This window comes from Bacillus sp. BB51/4, from assembly GCF_008368845.1.
Classification (GTDB): Bacteria; Bacillota; Bacilli; order Bacillales; family Bacillaceae_G; genus Bacillus_A; species Bacillus_A wiedmannii.
The window spans coordinates 1-25169 of the sequence record NZ_QOSC01000003.1; the positions used below are offsets into that span (position 1 = coordinate 1).

Genomic DNA, 25169 nt, shown 5'->3' on the forward strand with positions numbered 1-25169 from the left:
TTTTCTGTTTCTTCACCTGGCTTTTCTGTTTCTTCGCCTGGTTTTTCTGGACCTTTTTCTTGTTCTTTTTCATTTGTAATTTCAAGATTTTTAACTTCTACTTTTTCATTAGAAATCTTAAATTTAATTTCCTTATCAGATAATTTATATCCTTCTGGTGCATGAACTTCTTTTAAAATGTAATCTCCAGGTTCTAACTTCTTAGAAATTGCTTTACCATTCTTATTTGTTGTTAATGTGTCTATTTTTGTTCCATCTTTCCAAATTTCAAACACTGCGCCAGCTAATGTTTTACCTGTATCATTAGCATCTACTTTTGTAATTTCTAATTGACCTGTAATTTCTTCTTTCACTTTTTCATTCAATACTTCTCGTTTCGCTACTTCATTTGCTACAACGTTTACTTCTACTGTAACTTCTATCGCTTTGTAGCCTTCTGGCGCTTTCGTTTCTTCTAACGTATACTTACCTGGCACTAAGTTTTCGAATTTCACAATGCCGTCTTTATTCGTTGTTTTTGCCTCTCCAACTACTTGACCAGTTTCATTCTTCAGCTTAAATTCTGCACCTTCTAGAACTTTTCCACTCTCTGCATCCTTTTTGATTACTTGTAAGCTTCCTAGTTCTTTTGCGTTTTCTACTTGTACTTGTACTACTTTGTTTGCTTCCACAACGACTTCAATTTCTTCTTTTAATAATGTATATCCTTGTGGTGCTTTCGTTTCTTTTAATGTGTATGTTCCTGGCTCTAATTTCTTAGAGGTTACTTTACCTGTTTTATCTGTTCGTAACGTCTCTACTTTTTTACCATCTTTGTACACTTCAAATTCTGCATCTGATAATACTTTCGCTTTATCTTCTGCATCCACTTTTACGATTTCAAATTGACCTGTAGCTTTTTCAACAATTTTTTTATTCAACACATCTACAGTCACTGTTTTATTAGCAGCTACATCAACATGAACTAAACTAGATGTTAGTTCGTAACCTTTTGGTGCTTCAACTTCTTTTAATGTATATGTTCCAACTGGAAGTTGTGTTGATAAAGCTTCACCTTTACCATCTGTAATAATTGTTTCGATAACGTTCCCATCTTTATCTATAACATCAAATTTTGCACCTGGTAAAAGTTGACCAGATTCACTATCTTTTTTCAATAATTTAAATTGACCATTCTCTACTTTTTTCGTATTCTTCATAACAAATTCAATTATGTTTGTATTATCAATTGTTACTTTTACTGGTGTATCAACTTTTATATATCCTTCTGGTGCACTAATTTCTTTTACAAAATAATCACCAAATGGTAAATCTTTAACTTCCGCAATACCCTTTTCGTTTGTTGTAACAGTAGCCACAACATTATTATCTTTGTCTATAACATCAAATTTCGCATCTTTTAAAACAATGTTTTCATCGTTTTCATCAACTTTTTTAATTTGTAAATTTCCTTTTTCAGCAGCCGGCTTTTTCCACTTTGGCCAGTTAAATTTAAAATTATGAACCTCAAATCCATCTCTTTGGTGTAACCCACCAACAAAGGCTTGTCCGTTAATAGAGCCACCTTTTGTCTCTACAACTGCATTAGGCGCAAATACACTTCCTACTACACCATATCCTTTAGTTGTTATCTTTGTAGCATTAGGGAACACCCAAATGACTTTACTAGCTAACTCGGTAAAAAAGGAATTAGGATCATATGCTTGAGATGTATTAACTAATGTGAACCCGCCCTTATCTGTTGTATCATACAAGATTGCACCGCCACCAAAACTCACTTCTTCTGCATCTGAATGAATAACAATAAAGTCTTTATTACTTACATTCGGAAGATAAACATCACTTACATTAAATGTTTTCTTTCCATTTTGGCCTGAAGAAACATAAATATTAGGGTTATTTACATCTTCACCGATTCCAAAAGTCATACCAGGTTTTGGTTTATCAGTATGTAATTGGCCCGCATCCTCAATTACACTATCAACGTCTTTTCTAAATTCTTTAAATTTAGCATCAATCTCCGCTTGCTCTTTATAAGAGATACGGTCATATGATGATTTCATTGCACCTTCTGGGTCACCATCTTTTGTCATCGCCACTGTTCCATCTTGAATAATTACTTGTCCTGTTCCCGCTTTCGTAAATTGACCACCTAGTAATAATGATGGATATCCTTCCTCTACCCATGTTGCTCCAGCTAAGTTATGTGCTCCTGTTGCAGCCGCTAAGACTGTATAACTTGATGCGTTCATATTTTTTTGAATAGCCATCGCACCCTCAATATCCGCACTCGTTGCACTATGATCTCCAAAAATGATTGCATTGTAATAAGATACATCACCTAAACCTTTTAATTCTGGTGTAGCTGCCTCTGCTTTATATGGTAAATGGATTAGAAAATTCATACATACTAGCAACACTACTATAAAACTACTACTTAATTTTTTTATTTTTTGATTAAATGATTTCCTCAAAAAATTCATTCCCCCTTTTAAATTTCCTAAAGCTACAAAGAGAAGTACATTTCATATGTACCAAGCCTTACTCACATTAACTTAAAATAATCCATTTAAATAAAACAAAGACACTCTAAAACTAATTAGTAAAATTACTACAATTCATTTTTGAAACAATACGTGAACTAAACTATCATGCGGAAATGTTTTTACGTATGGGAGCTCAATGAAATTAACCTGAAGAATATTTCATGTGGTGTAACTATTTTGGCAACATCACCCACTTTACAACAGTTTTCTAAATGATTCAAGTTAATTGTATGAATTTTAGACACAATTTATCCGGTAAAACGTTTTCATTTTTCGAATAAAACTAATAAAAAACGTAGCTGAAAAGCTACGTTTTTCTTTCATCGTTTCGGTGTATTTTTATGATTCTTCAAAAACGGAAGTGGGAATTGCTTGCGGAAATGTTCTTTAATCATATACTCAACACCGTTCTCACTATTTGAACGTGTAATCCAGTCTGCTGCTTGTTTTAACTCTATGGGTGCATTCCCCATCGCTACCCCGAGCCCTACATTTTCAATTACTTCTAGATCTTCTAAACTATCCCCAATCGCAACCATTTCGTTTAGCGAAATATTTAAATGCTCTCCAAGCAATTGTAATCCACGTAATTTTGATACATTTTGCGGCAAAATTTCTATTCGTTTTGAATCACAATCAATATACTCTATATCTTGGAATGCTTTTCGTAATGTATTTAGCCCTCGTTCTTTTTCACCTTTACTTTGGAAAATAACATCAATTTTTGGTGCCGCTACTGGATGATCACGGAGCGCATCACCTAACGAGTCTACAAACTGAACTGGATAAAATAACGGATCTGCGCTTGATAATACAGTACGCGCAATTAAGTTTGGTGTATTTCTCTCACGATTTCCGATTGAAAACCGTTCATGAGAAATGCGGACGTTACAATCGAAGTGCTCTAACACCTGCACAATGTTAAACGTCTTCTCTTCCGATAATCTTCTTTGAACGTACGGCTTATCTAACGTTGCTGAAATGAAAGCACCGCCATGCGTCACTAATATAGAATCTAATTTCAACGCCTTTGCAACTTTATGAGCGGACTGAAAATTACGGCTCGTAAACAATGTAACGTATACATCTTTTCTTTTCACAAATTCAATTGTTTCTCGTAATCCTTTTGCAATTTTTCCGTTGTTATATAGTAGTGTCCCATCTATATTAAGAGCTAGTAAGCGATAAATCATGTCGCACTCCCCCTCTTCGCTGTTGTACTCTATCCATAATTTATGAAATAAATGTAGCAAATAGAACGAGTTAGAATTACTACTGAAAATTTGGTTTACTATATACATATACACTCAGTAAAGGAGATAGTACAATGCAAGCACCACCTTCCTTTTATGAAGGCGATACGTTAGAAATCGCAAAGAAATTACTCGGACAAAAACTTGTACATATTGTAGACGGGGTAAAACGAAGCGGAATCATTGTAGAAGTAGAAGCATACAAAGGTCCCGATGATAAAGCCGCACATAGTTACGGCGGCAGACGAACGGACCGCACAGAAGTCATGTTTGGCGCACCGGGACATGCTTACGTATATTTAATTTACGGTATGTATCATTGTTTTAACGTCATTACAGCGCCAGTTGGCACCCCACAAGGCGTTCTCATTCGAGCCCTTGAACCGGTAGATGGAATAGAAGAAATAAAACTAGCGCGCTACAACAAAACCGACATTACAAAAGCGCAGTATAAAAATTTAACGAATGGCCCTGGCAAACTATGCCGTGCCCTCGGAATTACGTTAGAAGAACGAGGCGTATCCTTACAAAGTGACACATTGCATATTGAACTCGTCCCAGAAGAAGAAGAACACATATCATCACAATATAAAATAACAGCAGGACCTCGTATTAACATCGACTATGCAGAAGAAGCTGTACATTATCCGTGGCGTTTTTATTACGAGGGGAATCCGTTCGTTTCAAAAAAATAACGATATCAACGATTTTTCGAATATATCTATCGTAACTTACAATATATCAACGATTTTTCAAATATATCTACCATAACTCAAAATATATCAACGATTCGACAAGGAATATCGACTTACCGACAAATAATGACATTATAAATAAAAGAAGACTGTTCCATAATGGAACAGTCTCTCCTTTTTACTCCGCGCCTTCCGCAGTCGCAATATTATCCTCTAAGTTTTCTCTAGATAATTCAGCCGCCATAAAATCAGCTGTTTCTGGAAGTGCTAAATGCATATGAGCTTTTTGACAAATTTGGATCGTACAGTTTTCAACAACATAGTCGAAAACATGTCCGCCTCCACTTCTTTCATCGTCAATGTAATGTAAGTGGAAACCAGCTACACCAATACCTTGCGCATAATCTGGCGTCCAAAATCCAGCTAGCGTACCTTCTGTATGTTTAAATGAAAAGATTGGCTGAGATTTCGTCACTTCAACGAGCGGTGTATACGGTTTTTCTTGTCTTGGAACAGTTCTCGTTCTTACTTCACGGAACGTACCGTCCATTCGAATAGCGTAAAATAAGTTTTTACTTGGCATTAATTCATGTAATAATGCCTCAACTTCTTCACGATTCATCGGGCGCTCTACTGTATAACTCATTTCTTTTTCAAAAAACGTTACAGTCGCAAACGGTGTTGTTTCTTCCGGTTCTACTTTTTCTGCTGAACCGTCTGAACGTAAATGATAAAACTCGTTATCAAATGCAATCATTTCACCATCTAATTGATCAAATGTGCCGATGCCGAAATCACCACGTTCTTTCAATTCCTCAAAGCTAATTACACCATCATATATACCATCTAATAGCGCAAGCATTGTAGATGTTTGATATACTTCATTACTCGTTTTCGTTCTTTTTGCATCAATATCAATTAATTGTGCAACAGTCATCTCAATCATGCCTCCATTAGTTTAATTGGTTTGGTAATAATTTTTCGCTTAATTTAATGTTGTCACGGTAGTCAATTGGAACATCAATAATGACAGGACCATCTGCTTCTAATGCCGTTTTCAATACATCTTCTAATTCATCTGGTGTATTGACACGAAGACCTAACGCCCCGAAACTTTCCGCATATTTCACAAGATCAACATCGCCAAACTCTGTAGCTGATGTTCTACCGTATTTCATCATTTGTTGGAACGCAACCATATCGTACGTACCATCTCTCCATACGAGATGTACAACCGGAGCATTTAAACGTACCGCTGTTTCTAATTCCATCGAAGAGAATAAGAAACCACCATCACCTGACACGGAAACAACTTTCTTGCCCGGTTCAACTAAAGTAGCGGCAATTGCCCAAGGAAGTGCAACACCTAACGTTTGCATACCGTTACTAAATAATAATCTACGTGGTTCATAAGAACGGAAACATCTTGCCATCCAAATAGAATGTGAACCGATGTCACATGTAACAGTTGTATCGTCACTAATTAAAGAACGAAGTGTACGAATCACTTGAAGCGGATGCGTAACACCTTCTGAAGCACGGTTTGGAACTTCTGCTTGCTCTGATAATTTCGCGCGTAATCGTTCTAACACTGCTTCTGATTTCGTACTTAATACAAGTTTCGGTAATTTCTCCGCGATGCTATTTACTGTTAAAGCAATATCACCAATTAATTCGCGCTCTGGTTGGTAATCATGGTCGATATCTGCTTGATGGTCATCAAGATGGATAATCGTTCTGTCTCCAAGTTTATTCCAGAATTTCGGATCATACTCAATTGGGTCATAACCGATCGAAATAACAAGGTCTGCTTCTTCTAGTAAAATATCACCTGGTTGGTTACGGAATAAGCCAACACGGCCGAAGAAATGATCTTCTAACTCACGCGAAATTGCACCAGCTGCTTGATATGTTTCAACGACAGGAAGTTCTGTATCCGCAATTAATTCACGAACGGCTTTCGTCACTTCATTTGTGCTCGCTCTCATACCGAGTAAAATAACTGGTAATTTCGCCGATTTTATTTTTTCTACTACATATGTAATTTCATGTGTGGGAGCGATTCCAAGCTGTGGCTTAGAAAGCGCACCGATAGACTCTACAGTCGTTTCCGCTGTCATAACATCTTGCGGAAGACTTACTAAAGTAGCTCCTGGATTTGTGGAAGTCGCACTTCGGAATGCATTACTTAATGCTTCTGGCACATTATCAGGATGCTCTACTTCTACGCTATATTTTGTGATTGGTTCGAATAGTGCAGCATTATCCATAGATTGATGCGTACGTTTTAATCGATCCGTACGTGGAACTGCACCAGCTAAAGCAACAACGGGATCACTCTCCGCATTCGCAGTAACAAGACCTGTCGCTAAATTCGATGTCCCTGGTCCTGAAGTTACAAGACATACGCCCGGTTTCCCTGTTAATCTACCAATCGCAGCTGCCATAAATGCTGCGTTTTGTTCATGACGACAAACAATTAACTCTGGTCCTCTTTCTTGCAGTACATCAAATACAGAGTCAATCTTCGCCCCTGGAATACCGAAAACATGTGTAACACCTTGTTTAATTAAACAATCAACAACAAGATCTGCTCCTTTTGTTTTTGTCTTCACGTCGTTTGCTTTTACACCTGTACTCAAACTAATCACCCTTTATTTCATAATGTGTGTAATAAAGATCTTTAATTTCACCTAGTTAATTAACGTGGTGAAGTATTGTTTATCATTATATTACAAATGCATTATTTTTCCAACAATATGAATTTGACAGTTTTTTAACAATAATTAAAGAATCCGCTTACAACCCTTTATTTATCCTAAAATAATATTTTTATATCTCATCTAAAAATGCACAAAAAACTTTCATCTCATCACAGTATTAAAAACATTACAGTACCTTGCAAAGAACACTACTAAATGATATATTTGTAAATATTGGAATACCCAGCAATTGGAATGTGCTTTGTAATTCATCATTTTATAAAGGAAAGTGATTGTTATGAACAAAAATGAATTTTTAGAACAGCTTATTTCTTCCCTGCAGAATATGCCTAATTCAGAAAAGGAGGATATTATCTCAGAGTACGAAACTCATTTTATCAGTGGTAAACAAGATGGGAAATGTGAAGAAGAAATTGCTAGAAAACTAGGAAACCCTAAAACAATCGCGAAAGAGCTTACTGTTTCCTATGCAATACATAACGCTGACAATAAACGAAGCTTTAAAAATATAATAACCGCACTATTTTCTGTTATGAGTTTAAGTGTTTTAAACTTTACCTTTATCATTATCGCCTTTTTCGTACTACTCTTTTTATTACCGATTCTTCTAGCACTTATCATTGCTACTCCACTATTAATCATCTCACCTATTTTATTAATAGGATTAGGATTTTTTACAGGGTTTCATCAAATTAGTTATTCCGATGTTTACAATGTGTTCATCGCTTTTTGCAGCGGTTTACTCATATCCGTCATATCTTACCAAATGGTAAAACATCTATACACAACTTTAGTAAAGTATTTGAAATGGAATATAGCTATTTTACAGAGATAATAATGAATATAAAAGGAGATTAAAATGAAGAAGTATACTTTATATCTACTCATGTTACTTACAATTTTATTGCTACCAGCTTGTTCCAACAGTGCGCAACCTAAGGAAGAAAACGATGTGCAATCTATTAAAGATGTAACGATAAAAATTCCAGAAACGATATTCACTTCCTCAAAAAAGAATGAAACGATTAACGAAGACGAAATGAAACAAAATATAAAAACTTATTTAGATTATAGCGGAGAGTTAGACGAAAACATCGTTCCACTTTCATCATCTATGTCTGACGAGAATGTCACCGAATCCGACCGAGAGAAATTAAAACAACTAGTAGATTTAGCGCAACAAAATGATGCGAATTTCCATGATTTTATTAGTAACAATACGATCCCTGATGATTACAAACAGCCTTCGAAGGAAATTCATGATTTTATTTCAGCGTCTACGGCACTTTCAGTAGAACTAGAGCAAGAATTAGATAAACTCGCGCAAGATGGTAACTTATTCAAAACTGACTTTTCTTTTACAAAACGCTTTGAGCAAGTTAATGGTAGGAAGCAAAAAGAAATTGAAAAGTTTTTGAAGGAAAAGAACATTGATACTGAGTATTTCAAGAAATAATGATATATACAAATAGAAACCACAAAAAAGACGCCCCATACAAGGGGCGTCTTCCACTATTACGCTTGTTGTTGTGCGTTATATAAATCTTCAAGTGGCTTCATGATAATTTTGTTAACGTCAGTGATAACGATGTTTAGGCGTTGTTCAGTTTCCATTAACTTTGTGATTTTAGCATCTTGTTGAATGCGAGCTACAACTTCTTGTGCTTTTTGGTTATCTTCTTCACTGATTTCTTGACCTTGCATCATTTTTTGTTGTAGGCCAAGTTGCATTGTACGGAACTCATCGAATAAGTTCTTTGAAGCCGCATCACCTTGTACTGCTGCGTAGCTTGCTTTTAATGTTTGGAAATCTTCGTTTTCAGCGATTGCTTTTTGTAATTCATATGCAACATCATGAATGTTTTTTGTCATTTTATTTTTCCTCCTTTAGAAGGCTAGCGCTTTTCGCTCACACTGCCTTTTACGTGCATTTACATACGCACCTCTTCTTACCATATCAAACTATGCAAGAGATGTGAAGAAATTTCACTTTTATTTCTATGTACTTATCTTTACTACATAAGGAACAACAGTAATAGCCCTTGCACGAGTCCAATCATCCCGCCTAATAGTGCTCCTAAATACGTAATCATTTTTAATTCATTTTTGGTAATGGATAGAACTAAATCTTCTAGTCTCTCTGTTGAAAATGTAGATACTTCTTGCTGGACAATTTCCGCAAGATGTAGATTGTTTAATATACTTTCTACGTTTTCTGTCCCCCACTTCAAGCCTTTCGTTACTGCACTTGGGACTACCTTTTCAATAATTGTTTCTCGAACTGGCTCACATACTTGCTGCACAGATTGATTTAAAAACTTACTCACTGTTTCTTCAACTTTAACTGCTGACAATATGGAGCTTACAATCATTTCTTTTTCTACAAACGTTTCTACTTCTTTTACATCTCTTCCTTTTAACTTTTCCCACTCTTTTTGCAGTACATCAGTTAAAAGTTGCTTTGTGCCATCTTGCCCTAAAAACTTAATAACTTCTGGCTGCACACGATCCACTACACTTACATTCCCTAAAAACATTCCGACTAAGTTAAGTAGCGTTCCCCTAGAAGCAAAGAAATCATCAATCATTTTTGAAAGACGTGCTTTCCCTTCTTCACTTTCAAAAAAACGAATTCCTCGATTTAAAATAAACGCCGAGACATGTGGGATTGTATTCTCTATTTTTTCATGAACAGAATGAGGTAAAGCCTGTTCCCATGTATATGTATAATACTCTGCTAAAAATGCCTCTATTTTTTCTGTAATTACATGCTCAATTTTCTCGGTCGCCTCTTTTTCTACATGTACTAAATTCCATTTTTCTAACATATGTCGTAACGACTGTTCATTCGTAATTACTTTATCCACTTCTACTTGTGTCCATTGAATTAAACCTTTTTGAAACTCTTCATTTGTTAATTTCTTTCCGATTCCTTCTGGCGTTAACAAATGCTCGACAACCATTTTCCCTAATTGAACAGCAAGTTCATCGCGGCGCTTCGGAATTAACCCTGGTGTAAATGGAACTTGAAACTTTCCAATATAAATAGGGCGATGAGGACGAAATAACATTTTTATCGCTAAATGATTTGTGAATCCTCCAATAATCGCTCCGAGCCCTGTCGTCGTTAACATACTTAACCATATATTCATTACAATCAACCTTTCGCTTCTCCAAAACTATAGCATATCATCATACGGACAAAAGTATAATGGTATAAAAACGTATTTGCAATATATAGCTATGCCTATTATGCCAACATTTTGTTAGTAAAGGAGTGATTTCGTTGGTTCTCGGTATTTTAACTTCTCACCCTCATTATGAGCAAATGTATTACACCGAAATCGCTAAACGCGCTCGGCTTTATCATAATGTCGTTGCCCAGTTTACGCCATTTGGTATTGATCCTAAAACAGACCTTGTCTCTGGTCTTATTTATGATACAGATACAGGAAAATGGAAAGAGCAAATATTCCCTATTCCTTCTTATATTTACGATCGTTCTTCTTTTAACGAGGAAACAGACTTCAACAAAGCAAAATCAATTATTCACTCATTACACAACCGTCCTACCACTACCTTTTTAAATAACACACTCATTGACTTAAGCGAACTTCATGATTTATTTCTCACGAATAAAAAATTATCTCCTTATATACCAAAATTTGAAATAGCAACGATACAAAACATTTTCAAACTGTTATTAAAAACAAAAGATATTATTATACGGCCTACTAACACACATTCTAATGAAAGTCTGTACCGGATCACTTATAAAAACAAAACGTTTCATATCGATACGATAAATGATGACTATCATACTTCTACTCCAATCAAACGGACAGATGAATTTATATCTTGGTACAAATCTAACATACGATCAGCACGTTACATCATCCATACAATGCTGCAACCACCAAATCAATTAACATACCCGCTCCATATTCGAACCATTTTGCAAAAAAATAAAGAACAAAAGTGGAATGCTATCGGCCAATTTATACAAAAAAGCTCATTTCCGAATCAACTTTTACTTTCGGCAACGGATGATTCCTCGTTGCATTCATTTTCAAAAATTAAATACGTATTATCTAGTACAGGTGTACAATTATTACAGGACGCTTTACATGACATTATAAATGAAGTGTTCCAAACATTAGACGAATCTTATTCTTCGTTATTCGAGCTAGAGCTTTCCACCATTATGGATCAAAAAGGGGCAATTTGGCTTATGTATGTCAACACGATCCCCCCGTACGAACATTACATTCGTCATAGTGATGCATTAGCCGAAAAAATATATCACGGACCACTAAATTTTAGTCGCTTCACACCATAATGAAAGGAGGTAACACCATTTTGAAAGAGCACATATATACATTAAACATTTCAGATGAGCATCCAAATAGTATTACTTTACCTTACATTTTTTCCATTACACCACCAATTTCATCCCTTTCCTTCGGCGTACGCCATGTTGCAAGTGAAGAGGTGAAAATTCATTATTCCTTTACTCGCGAAATCATTATCGGAAAACAAATTGCAGAGAAACTTTTACTTCCTCATTCCACTACTATCCATGCATTCACGCAAAATGAAACCATTATTTTCGGACCATTAATCGGGATTTTTACAACTGGTTTTAACGATGACTCTTCTAATCCTTTAGGAAACCGTTCAACTTCTCTCAGCGAGTTACTAACGCCGCCATTCACCTTGCGACCATTTGTATTCGTTTTTGGTGTGCAACATATAAACTGGGAAGACGAAACAATTGAAGGATATTTCTTTCAAGAGAAACAGTGGATTAAGAAAAAAGTCCCTTTACCGAATGTCATTTACGATCGATTACCAAATCGTAAAGCCGAAAATTATAAACCGATCGTAAGAGCAAAAAGAAAGTTAGAGCATGACTACTCCATTCCTTGGTTTAACCCAGGCTTTTTCAATAAATGGGAAGTGCATCAACTTCTTGTGAAAGATGAATCCATTATGCCTTTATTACCAAACACAGAAACATTTCAACACTTCGAACAAGTAGAACGATTTCTCGGTACGTATAAATCTGTTTACATGAAACCGATTCACGGCAGCTTCGGTAGAAATATTCATCAACTATTTTATTCTCAAACAGAGAATTGCTACTACTGCCGTTATCGCGAAAATGAAGAAAATAAACTAAGAAAGTACCAATCATTAGAAACGCTTCTGAACCATGTGTTAAAAGGACATGATTTAAAAAAATTTATCGTACAACAAGGTATTTCCTTACTTCGCTTCGATGGGCAACCTGTTGATTTTCGCATTCATACAAATAAAAATCATTTCGGCCAATGGATGGTCAGTGCAATCGTTGCAAAAATTGCTGGCAAAGGTAGCTTAACAACGCATGTAAATAGCGGTGGCGATACAAAATTACTGCAAGAACTTTTTCCAGATTCAACGAAACAAATTCAAATTGAAAATAAATTAAAACATACGGCCTTACAAATCAGTTACGCGCTCGATGAACAAGTAACCGGAAATATTGGAGAAATCGGTTTTGATATCGGTTTAGACACACAGGAAAACCCGTGGCTCTTTGAAGCAAACTCTAAACCTGGGCGAACTGTATTCCAAGATGAAAAGTTAAAAGAACAAAGTGAACTGACGCGCCAATTATTTTACGAATATGCCATCTACTTAACTGAACATTCTTTGCGCGATGCAAAAGAAAAAATGTCTCAAATAAAATCCGGAACTCCATCAAACACCGAACATATCCCATCCCCTATGATTCACTTACAAATACAAAAACAAAAACTTCCACCTCATTCATAAGGTGGAAGTTTTCTATTTACACAAGTTTCACTACAACCTCTGTTTCCACATTACACATCCCGCAATAAAAAACATGATTGCAGTACTCTTGTGAATTACTATGTGTTAATCCATCTACTGCACTTAATAATTCTTGATCCATATACGCACTATAATCGTCTATGTAATCTACAGTTTTTCCATAATCTTGGAGTATACCTTGGCAATTTTGACAAGAATATGTTTGTGATTCTAATGCGTTGCAAAGCGGGCAAATTCCCATCACGATTCCTCCATACGTTATCATTTACAAGCAGATTGAAGAGAGCATCTAGCCGTGCATAGGAGCGTCCTGTCCCCCCTACTTAAAATAGAACTATAAAGTTGCTACCGATTTAATTTTAGTAAGTCATAAATAAGAAGTTAATGATTTGCCCCACAATAGCGGGATACAAAAAGAAAAACATATTTCAAATCGCTCTTAGTTTAGCCTTCTTTCTAAAAAATACAACGATTACTCTTATTTCATAATTTACGAAACCACTAAGATTTTTTTACAAAATTTACAAATTATTATTTCGTATATCTTTCTAGGTAACATCCATACTATGAGTACAAACTTAATTACCGATGGATTAGCGCCAAACGGGGCGATAATCTGGTTCAAATCCAGCTAGTCCAACCAAAAAAAATTTTTATAACTCTAAGGAGGATATATTCCTATGGCAAACCAAAATTCTTCAAATCAATTAGTAGTACCAGGAGCAACAGCTGCAATCGACCAAATGAAGTACGAAATCGCTCAAGAATTTGGTGTACAATTAGGAGCAGATTCTACGGCTCGTGCTAACGGTTCTGTTGGTGGAGAAATTACAAAACGTCTAGTTGCAATGGCTGAGCAAAGCCTTGGCGGATTCCAAAAATAAATATATATGGCAAAAAGGTCTCAAGGCATATGCCTTGAGACCTTCCTTAATTTACTGCAACATTTGTAAAAACTTCTTCGTGCGTTCTTCTTTTGGATTTGTAAATACATCTTCTGGTGTACCTTGTTCGACAACGACACCGCCATCCATGAAAATAACACGGTTCGCAATTTGATGCGCAAAACGCATTTCGTGCGTTACAATAACCATCGTCATGCCTTCTTTAGCAAGTTCTTTCATGACTTTCAGAACTTCTTGAACGAGTTCAGGATCGAGTGCTGACGTCGGTTCATCAAATAGTAATACTTCCGGCTCCATCGCAAGCGCGCGAGCAATTCCAACGCGCTGTTGTTGTCCGCCTGATAATTGGAACGGATATAAGTCTACTTTATCCGCAAGGCCAACTTTTTCAAAGAAATAGTTGGCTTTTTTCTTCGCTTCTTCTTTCCCCATCTTCTTCACTGTAACGAGCCCTTCCATTACATTTTGAAGTGCTGTTAAATGAGGGAATAGATTATGGTGCTGGAATACCATACCTGTTTGCGTACGAAGATTGACAATATCTTTCTTCGATACTTTTTGAGAGAAGTCGAGCTCTTTATTACCGATGCGAATATTACCAGCGTTCGGCGTTTCTAACACGTTGAGACAACGCAGGAATGTCGTTTTACCAGATCCCGATGGCCCGATAATAACAACAACCTCCCCCTTCTCAACTGATAAATCTATATGCTTTAGTACGGTATTATCTCCGAAACTTTTTTGTAAATGTTGAATTGAAATCATAAAAACAAAAACTCCTTTTATGAAAGGGTTATTTTAGAGTGTAACGTTCTGAACGTTTTTCTAATATTTGTTGCACAATAGATAATAAGAAGCAAATTGCCCAATAAATTAGACCTGCTTCGAAATAAACAATTAAAAACTCATAGTTCATTGCCGCAATTTCCTGCGCTTTTCGGAACATTTCTGTTACTAAAATTAACGATGCTAATGAAGTATCCTTCACTAAACTAATAAATGTATTCGAAAGCGGCGGAATAGATACTCGCGTTGCCTGCGGTAAAATAACACGTTTTAATGCTTGCGGGTATGTCATCCCAATTGTGTAAGCTGCTTCCCACTGTCCTTTCGGGATTGAAAGGATAGAAGCACGAATAATTTCAGATGCATACGCACCAACATTTAACGAAAATCCGATAACTGCTGCTGTATATGGCTCAACTTCAATATTAAGAGTTGGAAGACCATAGAAAATAATAAATAACTGTACAAGAAGTGGCGTTCCGCGAATGATAGATACATAGATACGAGCAATCCATTGTAAAATACGACTACCTGAAATACGTGCAAGCGCCGTTAACGTCGCAAGTATAATCCCGATAATAAATGTAATAAGCGTTAATGGAATTGTCGTAAATACAGCTTCCTTCAGCATAGGCATGAAGGAAGACTGCATAATATCTATCCAAGTAGACAATCGATCTGAAACCAACGCACTACTTAGATACATTTTCACCGAACCATTTTTTCGCTATTTTATCGTACGTACCATCTTTTTTCATATCTTCTAACGCTTTATTTACTTCTTGTACTAGCTTGTCGCTACCTTTACGGAATAAGAATCCACTTTGTGACGCTTCTTTTTCTGTATCTACAATTTTAATTTTTGCATCTTTTTTCGTTTCTAAATAATTTAACACTGATAATTTATCATTAATTGTGAAATCAACACGGCCAGTATTTAATAATTCTGCTGCTTGGCTAAATCCTTCTACATTCGTGATTTCCGCACCATTTTTCTTAGCAATATCTGCATAGTTACTTGTTAAAGATTGTGCTGCTTTTAATCCTTTTACATCAGCAAATGTAGCAGGTTTATCTTTATCCTTCGCAATAACTAATACCGCTGAAGATGAAACATATGGGCTAGAGAAGTCATATTTCTTTTGACGATCTTCACGAATACCAACTTCATTCGCAACCATGTCGAAACGTTTTGCATCTAGACCAGCAAGTAAGCTATCCCATTGTGTTTCTTTAAATACAGGTTTTACTCCTAAACGTTTTGCAACTTCTTCTGCTAATTCAACGTCAAATCCAGTTAATTTATTACTTGAATCGTGGAATGTGAACGGTGGATATGTACCTTCTGTTCCAATTACAAGTTCACCACTTTGTTTTATCTTTTGTAACGCATCTTGATTAGCTGTATCTTTTTTCTCTTCTTTACCGCAGCCCGCTACAATCCCGATTGCTAATGTAGTTACTGCAAGTACTGAAAATAATTTTTTCATGATGGTAATCCTCCAAGTATTCTGATAGGAATTTAAAAACTATATTGATTGTATGCAATCTTGAACAATTTTTCAATGAAAATGTTCTTATTTAGTTTATCCTTTTTCTTCATAATCAAACAAAAGGGGAAAATAACGCTACATACAAAAAATAAGTAACATTTTTTAATATAGCATTTATAAAGAAAAAGGTAAAACAATACTTCTTATTTAACAGCCCTGATTCACTAAAAAAGAACTTGTGAAAATCACAAGTTCTCCTCCATACATATTAAGCGCTCTGGTTTCCTTCCATTTGCGTTTTGTACATATCGTAATAACGCCCGCGCTTTTTCATTAGTTCATCATGAGAGCCTTTTTCTAAAATCGTTCCTCTATCAAGCACAATAATTTGATCTGCGCTTTTAATTGTTGAAAGACGGTGAGCAATAATAAATGTCGTTCTTCCTTTTTTCACAACTTCTAACGCTTGTTGGATCATCGCCTCTGTTTCTGTATCAATACTAGACGTTGCTTCATCTAAAATTAAAATGGCTGGATCAAAAGCGAGTGCTCTAGCAAACGAAATAAGCTGACGTTCTCCGGTTGAAAGTGTGCTTCCTTTCTCCGTAATTTCTTCATCTATATTGTTCGCAAACCGTTCAGCACCAACATCACGCAATGCTTTTACGATGCGATCTTCTGAAATTTTTTCATTCTCTAAGCTTACATTAGAAGCGACCGTCCCGCTAAATAAAAACGGATCTTGCAGTACGATTCCCATATGTTCACGCGTTGCCTGTTTCGGCATCGCTTTTACATCGTGACCATCAATCGTAAGCTTCCCTTTTTCAAACTCGTAAAACTGGAAGAGTACATTCATAATAGAACTTTTTCCTGATCCAGTATGACCGACAAGTGCCACTGTCTCGCCTTGTTTCGCTTCAAAAGAAATATTTTTTAGCACTTCATCTTTTCCATTATAAGAAAACGACACATTATCAAACTTCACATTTCCTTGTAAGCGAGGCATACGTTCCTCTTCTACTGCTTCCCCTTTTTCCTCTAACAATTCAAAAACACGTTCTGATGCAACACGCGATTGTTCTAAGTTAGCAAGCTGATTTACCATATTTGTAATTGGTGAGAACAATCGTGTTAAATAATCCACGAACGCATACAGTATCCCTAGCGAAATAAAGCCTGAAGCACTTAATGAAGCACCACCGAAATACCAAATCACACCTGTGAATGCGATATTTCTTAATACAGACACTAAGTTATGCGAAGTTGCTGCATTTAAATTTAAAATTTTATTTTGATACTTAAAATAATCGCCATTTAATTCTTCAAACTCTTTTTTCGTTTCACGCTCTTGACGGAACGCTTGAATAATTGGCATCCCTTGAATGGATTCATTCACTGTTCCATTAATATCAGATAAACGTGAACGCATTTTATGATTGTATACAGACGCATACTTTCTATAAAGGATCGCCCAAACAATTAAAATTGGGATGATGAGTAAACATAGCGTTGCCAGTTTTACATCAAGTAAAAATAGCGCGGCAAATATCCCAATAATATAGATGATACTAGAAACGAATGTCGCAAGTACCGTTACGTATAGATCACGAATGGCTTCCGTATCATTCGTTACACGCGAAACAATTTTCCCTGCTGGTAAATGATCGAAATAACGAATCGGCAACGTTTGAATATGAGAAAAGACATCTTCCCTCATAATTTGAATAATTTTGTTCGCTGCCTTCTGTAAGAAAAATTGCTTTCCATATGCAAATAAGGAAACGACTACTAATAAAGCGAAATACCCACCACCAAGTAATAATAGACGGTTTATTTCTGGTTTATAAAACGCAAACACTTCTTCTTTCGTTAATGCTTTCGCTTTATACACTTGCACTGCCTTACCATTTTGGACGGTAATCATATCATCTTTTACAGTACGTGACCCTTCAGCATTCACTTTATTCGGTACAAAGTAATATTGAAAACCGACTTGCATCACGCGTACTTCTTTTCCTTTTTTCTCACCTTGTTCAAAGCGATCACTTCGCTTATAAAAGGTACCATTATACGGAACAGCCTCTTCACTCTTTTCTGTTTCATACCAAGGTTTCTCTATTCCAACGATATGATCGTCAATCATCGTTTTCGCGACGAAAGGACCAGCAAGTTCTGCGATGACGAAAATAAATAACATTAGCATCGCTGCAAAAATCGTCCCTTTTACTTTCATCGCATATTGGAACAATCGTTTTGATACGCTCATATTTTCACCCCACTATCCGCACTTTCACTTTCCCCTTGTTGTCTTTCAAACTGCTCCGCATACCAGCCTCCGCTTTTAATAAGCTGATCATGCGTACCTTCTTCCATAACTTCGCCTTCATCCATAACGAGAATCCAATCCGCATGTTGTACGGCAGATAAACGGTGCGTCGTAATTATCGTCGTCTTTCCGCTTCTCTCTGTTCTTATATTCTCAATAATCGCAGCTTCCGTACGAGCATCAACAGCTGATAAAGAATCGTCCAAAATTAAAATTTCCGGATTTTGAATAACCGCTCGCGCAATCGAAATCCTTTGTTTTTGCCCTCCTGATAAAGAAACACCTTTCTCTCCAACGAGCGTTTCTAACCCTTCTGGTAAAAACTCTAAATCCTTTTTAAACGCCGCAATTTCAATTGCTTTCTCGAGTTCTTCTTCCGTCGCTTCTCGGTTTCCGAATAAAATATTTTCCCTTGCTGTTTTTGAGAACAAAATATGTTCCTGAGGTACATACCCAATCCACCCGAGTACATTTTCATTCGTTATTTTATTTAACGTCACATCAGAGACTGCAATATCCCCATCTCCAAGCGGATATTGACGAAGAAGCTGACGTACAAGCGTCGTTTTTCCGCTTCCTGTTTTTCCAACAACCCCAAGCGTTTCTCCTTGTTTTAAGGTAAACGAAACCTTCTTTAAATTTGTTTCAGTTGATGAAGGATATGAAAAGGTAACTTCATCAAACTGAATATAATTCGGCTCTTGTACAAGCTTTGGATTTTTTGGATTCTTTACATCTGGTTCATACGCTAACGTTTCATTTACTCGGTCTAACGAAGCGTTTCCTCTTTGCATAACATTAATTAATTCGCCAATTGCAAACATCGGCCAAATCATCATCCCTAAATACACGTTAAAAGAAACGAGTTCACCAAGTGTCACCTTCGATTGAAATACAAGATATGCGCCATACACTAAACCAATTAAATAACTAAGGCCAACAAGCATTTTCACAGTTGGCTGGAATAATGCATCAATTCTGGCTACCTTCATATTTTTTTCGTAGACGTCATCTCCTAACTGATGAAATCTTTCTTGATCTGCATTTTCTTGTACGTATGCACGAATAACGCGCACACCAGCGATTGATTCTAATACTTTATCGTTCATATCACCGAACGCATCTTGCGCAACTGTAAATCTTTCATGCAATTTCTTTCCATATATATTCATCGCATACGCCATAATTGGAAGCGGTATAAGTGCCGCAAATGTAAGCTCCCAACTAATTGTAAATCCCATCATAAAGACAATTGTAAGCATATATAAACTCGAATCCACGAGCGTTAATATACCGAAACCAGCCGTCATAGCAATTGCTTTTAAATCATTCGTTGCTCTCGCCATTAAATCGCCAGTACGATTTTTTTGATAAAACGTCGGTGTCATTTTAAGTAAATGCCCCATAAATTTAGAGCGCATCGTCTTCTCCAGTACGAATGCACCGCCAAACAATTGATGTTGCCAAACGAATGTGAGGCCATATCCAACTATCGTAACCCCTATTAAAATAAGAATAGATTGCATAATTGCTTCGTTCGTTAACGTTCCTGTTTTTATATTATCAATCGTAACCCCTAACACTTTCGGGGGAATGACTTCAACTATATTCACAATTAAAAGAGCTCCAATGGCGATACTATATCTCTTCCAATGCTCTTGAAAAAACCATTTTAACTTTAGTAATACTGATAACAATGTAACCTCTCCCTTCTCGTTCTCGTTTCACTCTCATGTCTTTATCCACTATCCAGACCCATCATATTTACATTTCGTAACCCATACAATCTCATCACATTTTTCCACCTTCCAAAGTTTGTTTTATCGTAACCATACAACGTATGGAAACAAGCAAATTAGACAAAAAAAAGCATACCGCCGCTTGACGATATGCACAAAAATGCATAAAAAGCGTACGTTACGATATACGCAACGTACGCTTTTTATAAGACAAAGATGCCTTATATATCCGTACGGGTTGCGTAATGATATGAATGTTTTCTGCCATTTAACAGAGCTAAACTCATTACATTTACGATTACAATCATTACGCACACCCCCTTCATTTATTTTCCATTTATAATCTTACAACTTTATTGAGTATTCTGTCAATTGTTTTTTTCACAAACTGAATAAAAATATACGCTACATCCGTTTGAAATAAGAGAATCTTCTGTAAGAAAGGGCATACAAAATAAAAAAAGAATAAGAAATCGTTTTCACAAACATTTCATTTGAAAAATGTTATCAAACACCCTACAATCACCTTATACTCACTCTTACAAGTTGCTATTTTAGGAGGACTAATCATGACAACTAGCAATACGTACAAATTTTATTTAGACGGAGAATGGAGAGAAAGCTCTTCAGGAGCAACAATCGAAATTCCATCTCCATACTTACACGAAGTAATTGGACAAGTACAAGCAATTACTCGCGGAGAAGTAGATGAAGCAATTGCATCTGCAAAAGAAGCTCAAAAATCATGGGCGGAAGCTTCTCTACAAGATCGCGCAAAATATTTATATAAATGGGCTGATGAGCTCGTAAATATGCAAGATGAAATTGCCGATATCATTATGAAAGAAGTCGGTAAAGGATATAAAGATGCGAAAAAAGAAGTTGTTCGTACAGCTGACTTCATTCGTTACACAATCGAAGAAGCTCTACATATGCACGGAGAAAGCATGATGGGCGATAGCTTCCCTGGCGGAACGAAATCTAAACTTGCGATCATCCAACGCGCACCACTTGGTGTTGTATTAGCAATCGCACCATTTAACTACCCAGTAAACTTATCTGCTGCAAAACTTGCACCAGCATTAATTATGGGTAACGCTGTTATTTTCAAACCAGCAACTCAAGGTGCAATTAGTGGTATTAAAATGGTTGAAGCACTTCATAAAGCTGGCCTTCCAAAAGGTCTTGTAAACGTAGCGACAGGACGTGGTTCTGTAATTGGTGACTACTTAGTAGAACATGATGGCATCAATATGGTATCGTTCACAGGTGGTACAAACACAGGTAAACATTTAGCGAAAAAAGCTGCAATGATTCCACTTGTATTAGAACTTGGTGGTAAAGACCCTGGTATCGTTCGCGAAGATGCTGACTTACAAGATGCTGCAAACCATATCGTAAGCGGTGCATTCTCTTACTCTGGTCAACGTTGTACAGCTATTAAACGTGTACTTGTACACGAAAACGTAGCGGACGAGCTTGTTAGCTTATTAAAAGCGCAAGTAGCTGAACTATCAGTTGGATCTCCAGAACAAGACAGCACAATCGTTCCATTAATCGACGACAAGTCTGCTGACTTCGTTCAAAGCTTAGTTGACGACGCTGTTGAAAAAGGTGCAACAATCGTTATCGGTAACAAACGTGAGCGTAACTTAATTTACCCAACATTAATCGACCACGTAACAGAAGAAATGAAAGTTGCTTGGGAAGAGCCATTCGGCCCAATCCTTCCAATCATCCGTGTTTCTTCAGATGAACAAGCAATTGAAATTGCTAACAAATCAGAGTTCGGCTTGCAAGCAAGTGTCTTCACAAAAGACATTAACAAAGCATTTGCAATTGCTAACAAAATCGAAACTGGTTCTGTTCAAATTAACGGGCGCACAGAGCGCGGTCCTGACCACTTCCCATTCATCGGTGTAAAAGGTTCAGGTATGGGCGCACAAGGTATTCGTAAGAGCCTTGAGTCTATGACACGCGAAAAAGTAACAGTATTAAACTTAGTTTAATCTTATATGTAGAAGCTGATCTAGTTTTAGATCAGCTTCTTTTTATTTCACAATTTGTTTTTCCATAGGTAAATTCACACCTTCTACAGAAATTTGATACCCTAGCCAACGCTCAGCAATATGTTCAAATGATAAAATAGAGCCTGTTGTAAAAAAGCGATGCTTCGGATTCAAATTGTCAGACAAAATTCCTTTATGCTGTAAAATGGTGCTTAACTCTATCGCTGTTTCTTCTGCAGAACTAATAATCGTTACAGCCTCTCCTAACTCCTTTTTTATATAGGATTCTAAAAGTGGATAATGCGTACACCCAAGAATTAACGTATCTATATCTTCTTTCGTTAATGGCAGTAAAGCTTGTTTCACTTGCTGCATGACGTATGCTGTGTCTTCTAATTGATTTTCTACAACTGTAGCTAAAGTCGGACATGCATGACTATGCACTTCCAAATATGTATCCAGCTCGTGTAATGCTTGTTCGTACATATTAGATTTTATCGTACCTACAGTTCCAATTACTCCAATTCTCCCTTTCTTTGTCACTTTAATTGCAGCTCTTGCTCCCGGATGTATAACACCAATAACCGGGATGGGAAGTGCTTCTTGCAACGCGGTCAATGCTGCAGCTGCACCAGTATTACATGCTACAACTAGAGCTTTTAATGGAAACTGCTTGAGGAACTCAACCATTTCAAATATGAAAGATTGTACCTCCTCTACACTTCTCGGCCCATACGGACAACGCTTATTATCACCAATATAATAAATGCTCTCTTTAGGCAATTGTCTTATAATTTCACTCGCAACTGTTAATCCCCCAACTCCCGAATCTAGCACACCTATTACTGAATTTTTATGACATGTAGACATATACTTCATCCCCTTCTCAATCTTCTAGCACCAATAATGTTTATTATATTATGAAAATTCGACATTACATAATAATCCCTATCCCTTTTAATCACAAACTCTTCTCTATAATCTGATTATTACTATATCCATTGACGTATAAAAATACATTTGTTACTCTTAACTACGTTAATTTAATATTTAAATCCTCATTCGTATCTCGGTGAGGTAGAGGTTGCAATCATTAAGAGTATCGTTTCAGGAGATGTAGTGGCATTGATGAAGGAATGAGAAAGGAATGATTGCCGAAGTAAGCCCGTGTCCACCATGCACGCTTGCTGGGTCTGCATTTAATAAGTGCAGAACTGTCACAAACGTTTCGTTTGTGGAGAGCTATCGAGAGGTATGTCGTGGGTTTCTTATAAGATAGAAAGCATGTAGCGGCAAATTACGTGCTTTTTTTGTTTTGTTTGGGACTTCTCTTCTCTACTAAGAAGACATACATATCTCCTCGCTTGACTTGGTTATACTAACTTTGGAGGTATTTTCTATGCAACAAAAAAAATGGGGCTTTTGGGTACTAACAGCTTTCGTTGTCGGTAACATGGTTGGCGCTGGTATTTTCATGGTGCCAAGTACGTTGGCACAAACAGCAAGCCCTCTCGGTGTCACTTTAGCTTGGTTAACAACAGGGTTTGGTGTATTAATGCTAGCTCTTGTTTTCGGTAATTTAGCAATTCGTCGTCCTGATTTAACGACAGGACCACAAAGTCATGCATATGCTTTATTCTCATCACCAAAAAAGAAAAAAATGGCTGGTTTCAGTATGGTATGGGGATATTGGGTTGCAAACTGGGCAAGTAACGTTGCCATCATTACATCTTTCGCGGGATATTTATCACTCTTCTTCCCAATTATGAAAGATACACGACTACTATTTTCAATCGGCTCGTTCGATATAGAAGTTGGAAAACTAATTACATTTACTATTTGTTCCATCTTACTTTGGGGAACTCACATTATATTAACAAACGGTGTAAGCGGAGCTGGAAAGCTAAACTTCTTAGCAACAACAACGAAAGTAACAGGATTCCTTTTATTTATCGTCGTTACGTTATTTGCATTCGAGGCTTCTAAGTTTGGACAATGGTACACGCCGATGATCGATAAATCAGGTGTATCACACGGCCTTCTTTCACAAGTAAATTTAGCCGCTCTTACAACGCTTTGGGCATTTATCGGAATTGAATCAGCAGTACTTTTATCAAATCGTGCTACCTCTCCTAAAACAGTAAAACGTGCAACGGTGGCTGGATTACTTATTACAGTTGCCATTTACTTAGGAATTACGATTTTAACAATGGGTGTACTTCACGTTGATAAATTACAAGCTTCGGAACGTCCATTAGCAGACGCATTGAATGCTGCGATGGGTCATGGCGGCGGGAAACTGATGGCATTACTTGCTCTTACTTCCCTATTCGGTTCTATCTTGGGCTGGATTTTATTAAGCTCAGAAGTACCATATCAAGCTGCAAAAGAAGGTTTCTTCCCTTCCTTCTTTACGAAAACAAATAAAAAAGGAAGTCCAATTTATTCATTACGATTAACAAACATTATGTCGCAAGTGTTCTTATTCTCAACATTATCAGGAACCATTGCGGAAGCTTATACATTCGTTATTACCGTATCAACACTAGCCTACCTCATTCCATATCTCGTTTCACCAATCTTCCAGTTAAAACTAGTCGCAACTGGTGAAACATATAAAAATGAAATGCGGGCAAGAATTACAGATGGCATAGTCGCAGTAATCGCACTTTGCTACGCACTATGGGTTATTAAAACCGGCGCATCCGATATAAAAACGTTCCTTCTCGGAATTGGTTTATTCGTAATCGGCTTTGCTTTCTATCCATTAATGAATCGTGATGAGAAAAAAAATAACGAAAAGAAAAACGGGCAAATTGCATAACGCAATTTGCTCGTTTTTTCTTTTAT

General features: G+C 36.6%; 21 protein-coding genes and 1 riboswitch. Of the genes, 8 read left to right on the forward strand and 13 right to left on the reverse strand.

The features are described 5' to 3' along the window. A partial coding sequence (locus tag DN392_RS01345) for an MSCRAMM family protein (protein ID WP_149237883.1) occupies window positions 1-2483 on the reverse strand: 2483 nt, incomplete at its 3' end. Window positions 2484-2866: 383 nt separating this feature from the next. Beyond that, on the reverse strand, window positions 2867-3739 hold the full coding sequence (locus DN392_RS01350; RefSeq protein ID WP_000640400.1) for a Cof-type HAD-IIB family hydrolase: 873 nt from the start codon (window positions 3737-3739) through the stop codon (window positions 2867-2869). 134 nt (window positions 3740-3873) lie between these two features. On the opposite strand from DN392_RS01350, the gene DN392_RS01355 reads away from it, so the two are divergent. Beyond that, a complete protein-coding gene (locus DN392_RS01355; RefSeq protein WP_001148770.1) occupies window positions 3874-4494 on the forward strand; it encodes a DNA-3-methyladenine glycosylase in 621 nt (206 codons plus the stop codon). A gap of 178 nt (window positions 4495-4672) precedes the next feature. Here DN392_RS01355 and alsD read toward each other — a convergent pair whose 3' ends face one another. Beyond that, a complete protein-coding gene (alsD, locus tag DN392_RS01365) occupies window positions 4673-5431 on the reverse strand; it encodes an alpha-acetolactate decarboxylase (protein WP_064459732.1) in 759 nt (252 codons plus the stop codon). Between the two features lie 16 nt (window positions 5432-5447). Next, window positions 5448-7136: an acetolactate synthase AlsS gene (gene alsS / locus DN392_RS01370; RefSeq protein WP_064459733.1), complete on the reverse strand. Its 1689-nt coding sequence runs from the start codon at window positions 7134-7136 to the stop codon at window positions 5448-5450. Between the two features lie 358 nt (window positions 7137-7494). Here alsS and DN392_RS01375 point away from each other — a divergent pair, with 358 nt between their 5' ends. Both DN392_RS01375 and DN392_RS01380 read left to right on the forward strand, forming a co-directional pair. Next, window positions 7495-8052: an HAAS signaling domain-containing protein gene (locus DN392_RS01375; RefSeq protein WP_149237884.1), complete on the forward strand. Its 558-nt coding sequence runs from the start codon at window positions 7495-7497 to the stop codon at window positions 8050-8052. A gap of 24 nt (window positions 8053-8076) precedes the next feature. Then, window positions 8077-8673: an NDxxF motif lipoprotein gene (locus DN392_RS01380; RefSeq protein WP_000760957.1), complete on the forward strand. Its 597-nt coding sequence runs from the start codon at window positions 8077-8079 to the stop codon at window positions 8671-8673. Window positions 8674-8732: 59 nt separating this feature from the next. On the opposite strand, the gene DN392_RS01385 is transcribed toward DN392_RS01380, so the two are convergent. Both DN392_RS01385 and DN392_RS01390 read right to left on the reverse strand, forming a co-directional pair. After that, complete coding sequence (locus DN392_RS01385) at window positions 8733-9089, reverse strand: YlbF/YmcA family competence regulator (protein WP_000164618.1); 357 nt, start codon at window positions 9087-9089, stop codon at window positions 8733-8735. Window positions 9090-9232: 143 nt separating this feature from the next. After that, window positions 9233-10369, reverse strand: coding sequence for a DUF445 domain-containing protein (locus tag DN392_RS01390; RefSeq protein ID WP_149237885.1), 1137 nt, complete (start codon window positions 10367-10369; stop codon window positions 9233-9235). A gap of 134 nt (window positions 10370-10503) precedes the next feature. Here DN392_RS01390 and DN392_RS01395 point away from each other — a divergent pair, with 134 nt between their 5' ends. Both DN392_RS01395 and DN392_RS01400 read left to right on the forward strand, forming a co-directional pair. Further along, window positions 10504-11556 (forward strand): YheC/YheD family protein, encoded by a 1053-nt coding sequence (locus DN392_RS01395; protein ID WP_000242703.1) that lies wholly within the window; start codon window positions 10504-10506, stop codon window positions 11554-11556. A gap of 20 nt (window positions 11557-11576) precedes the next feature. Next, window positions 11577-13037: a YheC/YheD family endospore coat-associated protein gene (locus DN392_RS01400; protein WP_000658066.1), complete on the forward strand. Its 1461-nt coding sequence runs from the start codon at window positions 11577-11579 to the stop codon at window positions 13035-13037. A gap of 16 nt (window positions 13038-13053) precedes the next feature. On the opposite strand, the gene DN392_RS01405 is transcribed toward DN392_RS01400, so the two are convergent. After that, on the reverse strand, window positions 13054-13299 hold the full coding sequence (locus DN392_RS01405; protein WP_000510463.1) for a hypothetical protein: 246 nt from the start codon (window positions 13297-13299) through the stop codon (window positions 13054-13056). 439 nt (window positions 13300-13738) lie between these two features. Between DN392_RS01405 and sasP the strand changes: the two genes are divergently transcribed. Beyond that, window positions 13739-13942: a small acid-soluble spore protein, SasP family gene (gene sasP, locus DN392_RS01410; protein ID WP_000013339.1), complete on the forward strand. Its 204-nt coding sequence runs from the start codon at window positions 13739-13741 to the stop codon at window positions 13940-13942. Window positions 13943-13993: 51 nt separating this feature from the next. On the opposite strand, the gene DN392_RS01415 is transcribed toward sasP, so the two are convergent. From DN392_RS01415 to DN392_RS01440, 5 genes are all read right to left on the reverse strand, one after another. Next, window positions 13994-14728, reverse strand: a complete 735-nt coding sequence (locus DN392_RS01415; RefSeq protein ID WP_149237886.1) for an amino acid ABC transporter ATP-binding protein — start codon at window positions 14726-14728, stop codon at window positions 13994-13996. Between the two features lie 28 nt (window positions 14729-14756). After that, a complete protein-coding gene (locus DN392_RS01420) occupies window positions 14757-15455 on the reverse strand; it encodes an amino acid ABC transporter permease (protein WP_033657688.1) in 699 nt (232 codons plus the stop codon). Then, window positions 15442-16239: an amino acid ABC transporter substrate-binding protein gene (locus DN392_RS01425; RefSeq protein WP_000732834.1), complete on the reverse strand. Its 798-nt coding sequence runs from the start codon at window positions 16237-16239 to the stop codon at window positions 15442-15444. The genes DN392_RS01420 and DN392_RS01425 overlap by 14 nt, the downstream gene beginning before the upstream one ends. Before the next feature lie 271 nt (window positions 16240-16510). Next, complete coding sequence (locus DN392_RS01435) at window positions 16511-18511, reverse strand: ABC transporter ATP-binding protein (RefSeq protein WP_048567136.1); 2001 nt, start codon at window positions 18509-18511, stop codon at window positions 16511-16513. After that, window positions 18508-20268, reverse strand: coding sequence for an ABC transporter ATP-binding protein (locus tag DN392_RS01440; RefSeq protein WP_000953780.1), 1761 nt, complete (start codon window positions 20266-20268; stop codon window positions 18508-18510). The genes DN392_RS01435 and DN392_RS01440 overlap by 4 nt, the downstream gene beginning before the upstream one ends. Window positions 20269-20879: 611 nt before the next feature. Here DN392_RS01440 and gapN point away from each other — a divergent pair. Then, the gene (gene gapN, locus DN392_RS01445) at window positions 20880-22319 is read left to right on the forward strand and encodes an NADP-dependent glyceraldehyde-3-phosphate dehydrogenase (RefSeq protein WP_149237887.1); all 1440 of its coding nucleotides are present in this window, start codon (window positions 20880-20882) and stop codon (window positions 22317-22319) included. A gap of 42 nt (window positions 22320-22361) precedes the next feature. On the opposite strand, the gene racE is transcribed toward gapN, so the two are convergent. Then, on the reverse strand, window positions 22362-23189 hold the full coding sequence (gene racE, locus DN392_RS01450; RefSeq protein ID WP_000102055.1) for a glutamate racemase: 828 nt from the start codon (window positions 23187-23189) through the stop codon (window positions 22362-22364). 200 nt (window positions 23190-23389) lie between these two features. After that, window positions 23390-23572, forward strand: a riboswitch (Lysine riboswitch). Between the two features lie 146 nt (window positions 23573-23718). Between racE and DN392_RS01455 the strand changes: the two genes are divergently transcribed. After that, window positions 23719-25143 (forward strand): amino acid permease, encoded by a 1425-nt coding sequence (locus tag DN392_RS01455; RefSeq protein WP_001186278.1) that lies wholly within the window; start codon window positions 23719-23721, stop codon window positions 25141-25143. Window positions 25144-25169 lie beyond the last annotated feature (26 nt).

What these genes read in the sequence shown, in the direction of transcription:
- DN392_RS01390 (WP_149237885.1), bottom strand. Translation starts at nt 10,369, where the DNA reads ATGAATATATGGTTAAGTATGTTAACGACGACAGGGCTCGGAGCGATT.
- DN392_RS01355 (WP_001148770.1), top strand. Translation starts at nt 3,874, where the DNA reads ATGCAAGCACCACCTTCCTTTTATGAAGGCGATACGTTAGAAATCGCA.
- DN392_RS01350 (WP_000640400.1), bottom strand. Translation starts at nt 3,739, where the DNA reads ATGATTTATCGCTTACTAGCTCTTAATATAGATGGGACACTACTATAT.
- DN392_RS01375 (WP_149237884.1), top strand. Translation starts at nt 7,495, where the DNA reads ATGAACAAAAATGAATTTTTAGAACAGCTTATTTCTTCCCTGCAGAAT.
- DN392_RS01380 (WP_000760957.1), top strand. Translation starts at nt 8,077, where the DNA reads ATGAAGAAGTATACTTTATATCTACTCATGTTACTTACAATTTTATTG.
- DN392_RS01385 (WP_000164618.1), bottom strand. Translation starts at nt 9,089, where the DNA reads ATGACAAAAAACATTCATGATGTTGCATATGAATTACAAAAAGCAATC.
- alsD (WP_064459732.1), bottom strand. Translation starts at nt 5,431, where the DNA reads ATGACTGTTGCACAATTAATTGATATTGATGCAAAAAGAACGAAAACG.
- gapN (WP_149237887.1), top strand. Translation starts at nt 20,880, where the DNA reads ATGACAACTAGCAATACGTACAAATTTTATTTAGACGGAGAATGGAGA.
- DN392_RS01425 (WP_000732834.1), bottom strand. Translation starts at nt 16,239, where the DNA reads ATGAAAAAATTATTTTCAGTACTTGCAGTAACTACATTAGCAATCGGG.
- DN392_RS01420 (WP_033657688.1), bottom strand. Translation starts at nt 15,455, where the DNA reads ATGTATCTAAGTAGTGCGTTGGTTTCAGATCGATTGTCTACTTGGATA.
- DN392_RS01415 (WP_149237886.1), bottom strand. Translation starts at nt 14,728, where the DNA reads ATGATTTCAATTCAACATTTACAAAAAAGTTTCGGAGATAATACCGTA.
- sasP (WP_000013339.1), top strand. Translation starts at nt 13,739, where the DNA reads ATGGCAAACCAAAATTCTTCAAATCAATTAGTAGTACCAGGAGCAACA.
- DN392_RS01405 (WP_000510463.1), bottom strand. Translation starts at nt 13,299, where the DNA reads ATGGGAATTTGCCCGCTTTGCAACGCATTAGAATCACAAACATATTCT.
- racE (WP_000102055.1), bottom strand. Translation starts at nt 23,189, where the DNA reads ATGTCTACATGTCATAAAAATTCAGTAATAGGTGTGCTAGATTCGGGA.
- DN392_RS01435 (WP_048567136.1), bottom strand. Translation starts at nt 18,511, where the DNA reads ATGAGCGTATCAAAACGATTGTTCCAATATGCGATGAAAGTAAAAGGG.
- DN392_RS01455 (WP_001186278.1), top strand. Translation starts at nt 23,719, where the DNA reads ATGCAACAAAAAAAATGGGGCTTTTGGGTACTAACAGCTTTCGTTGTC.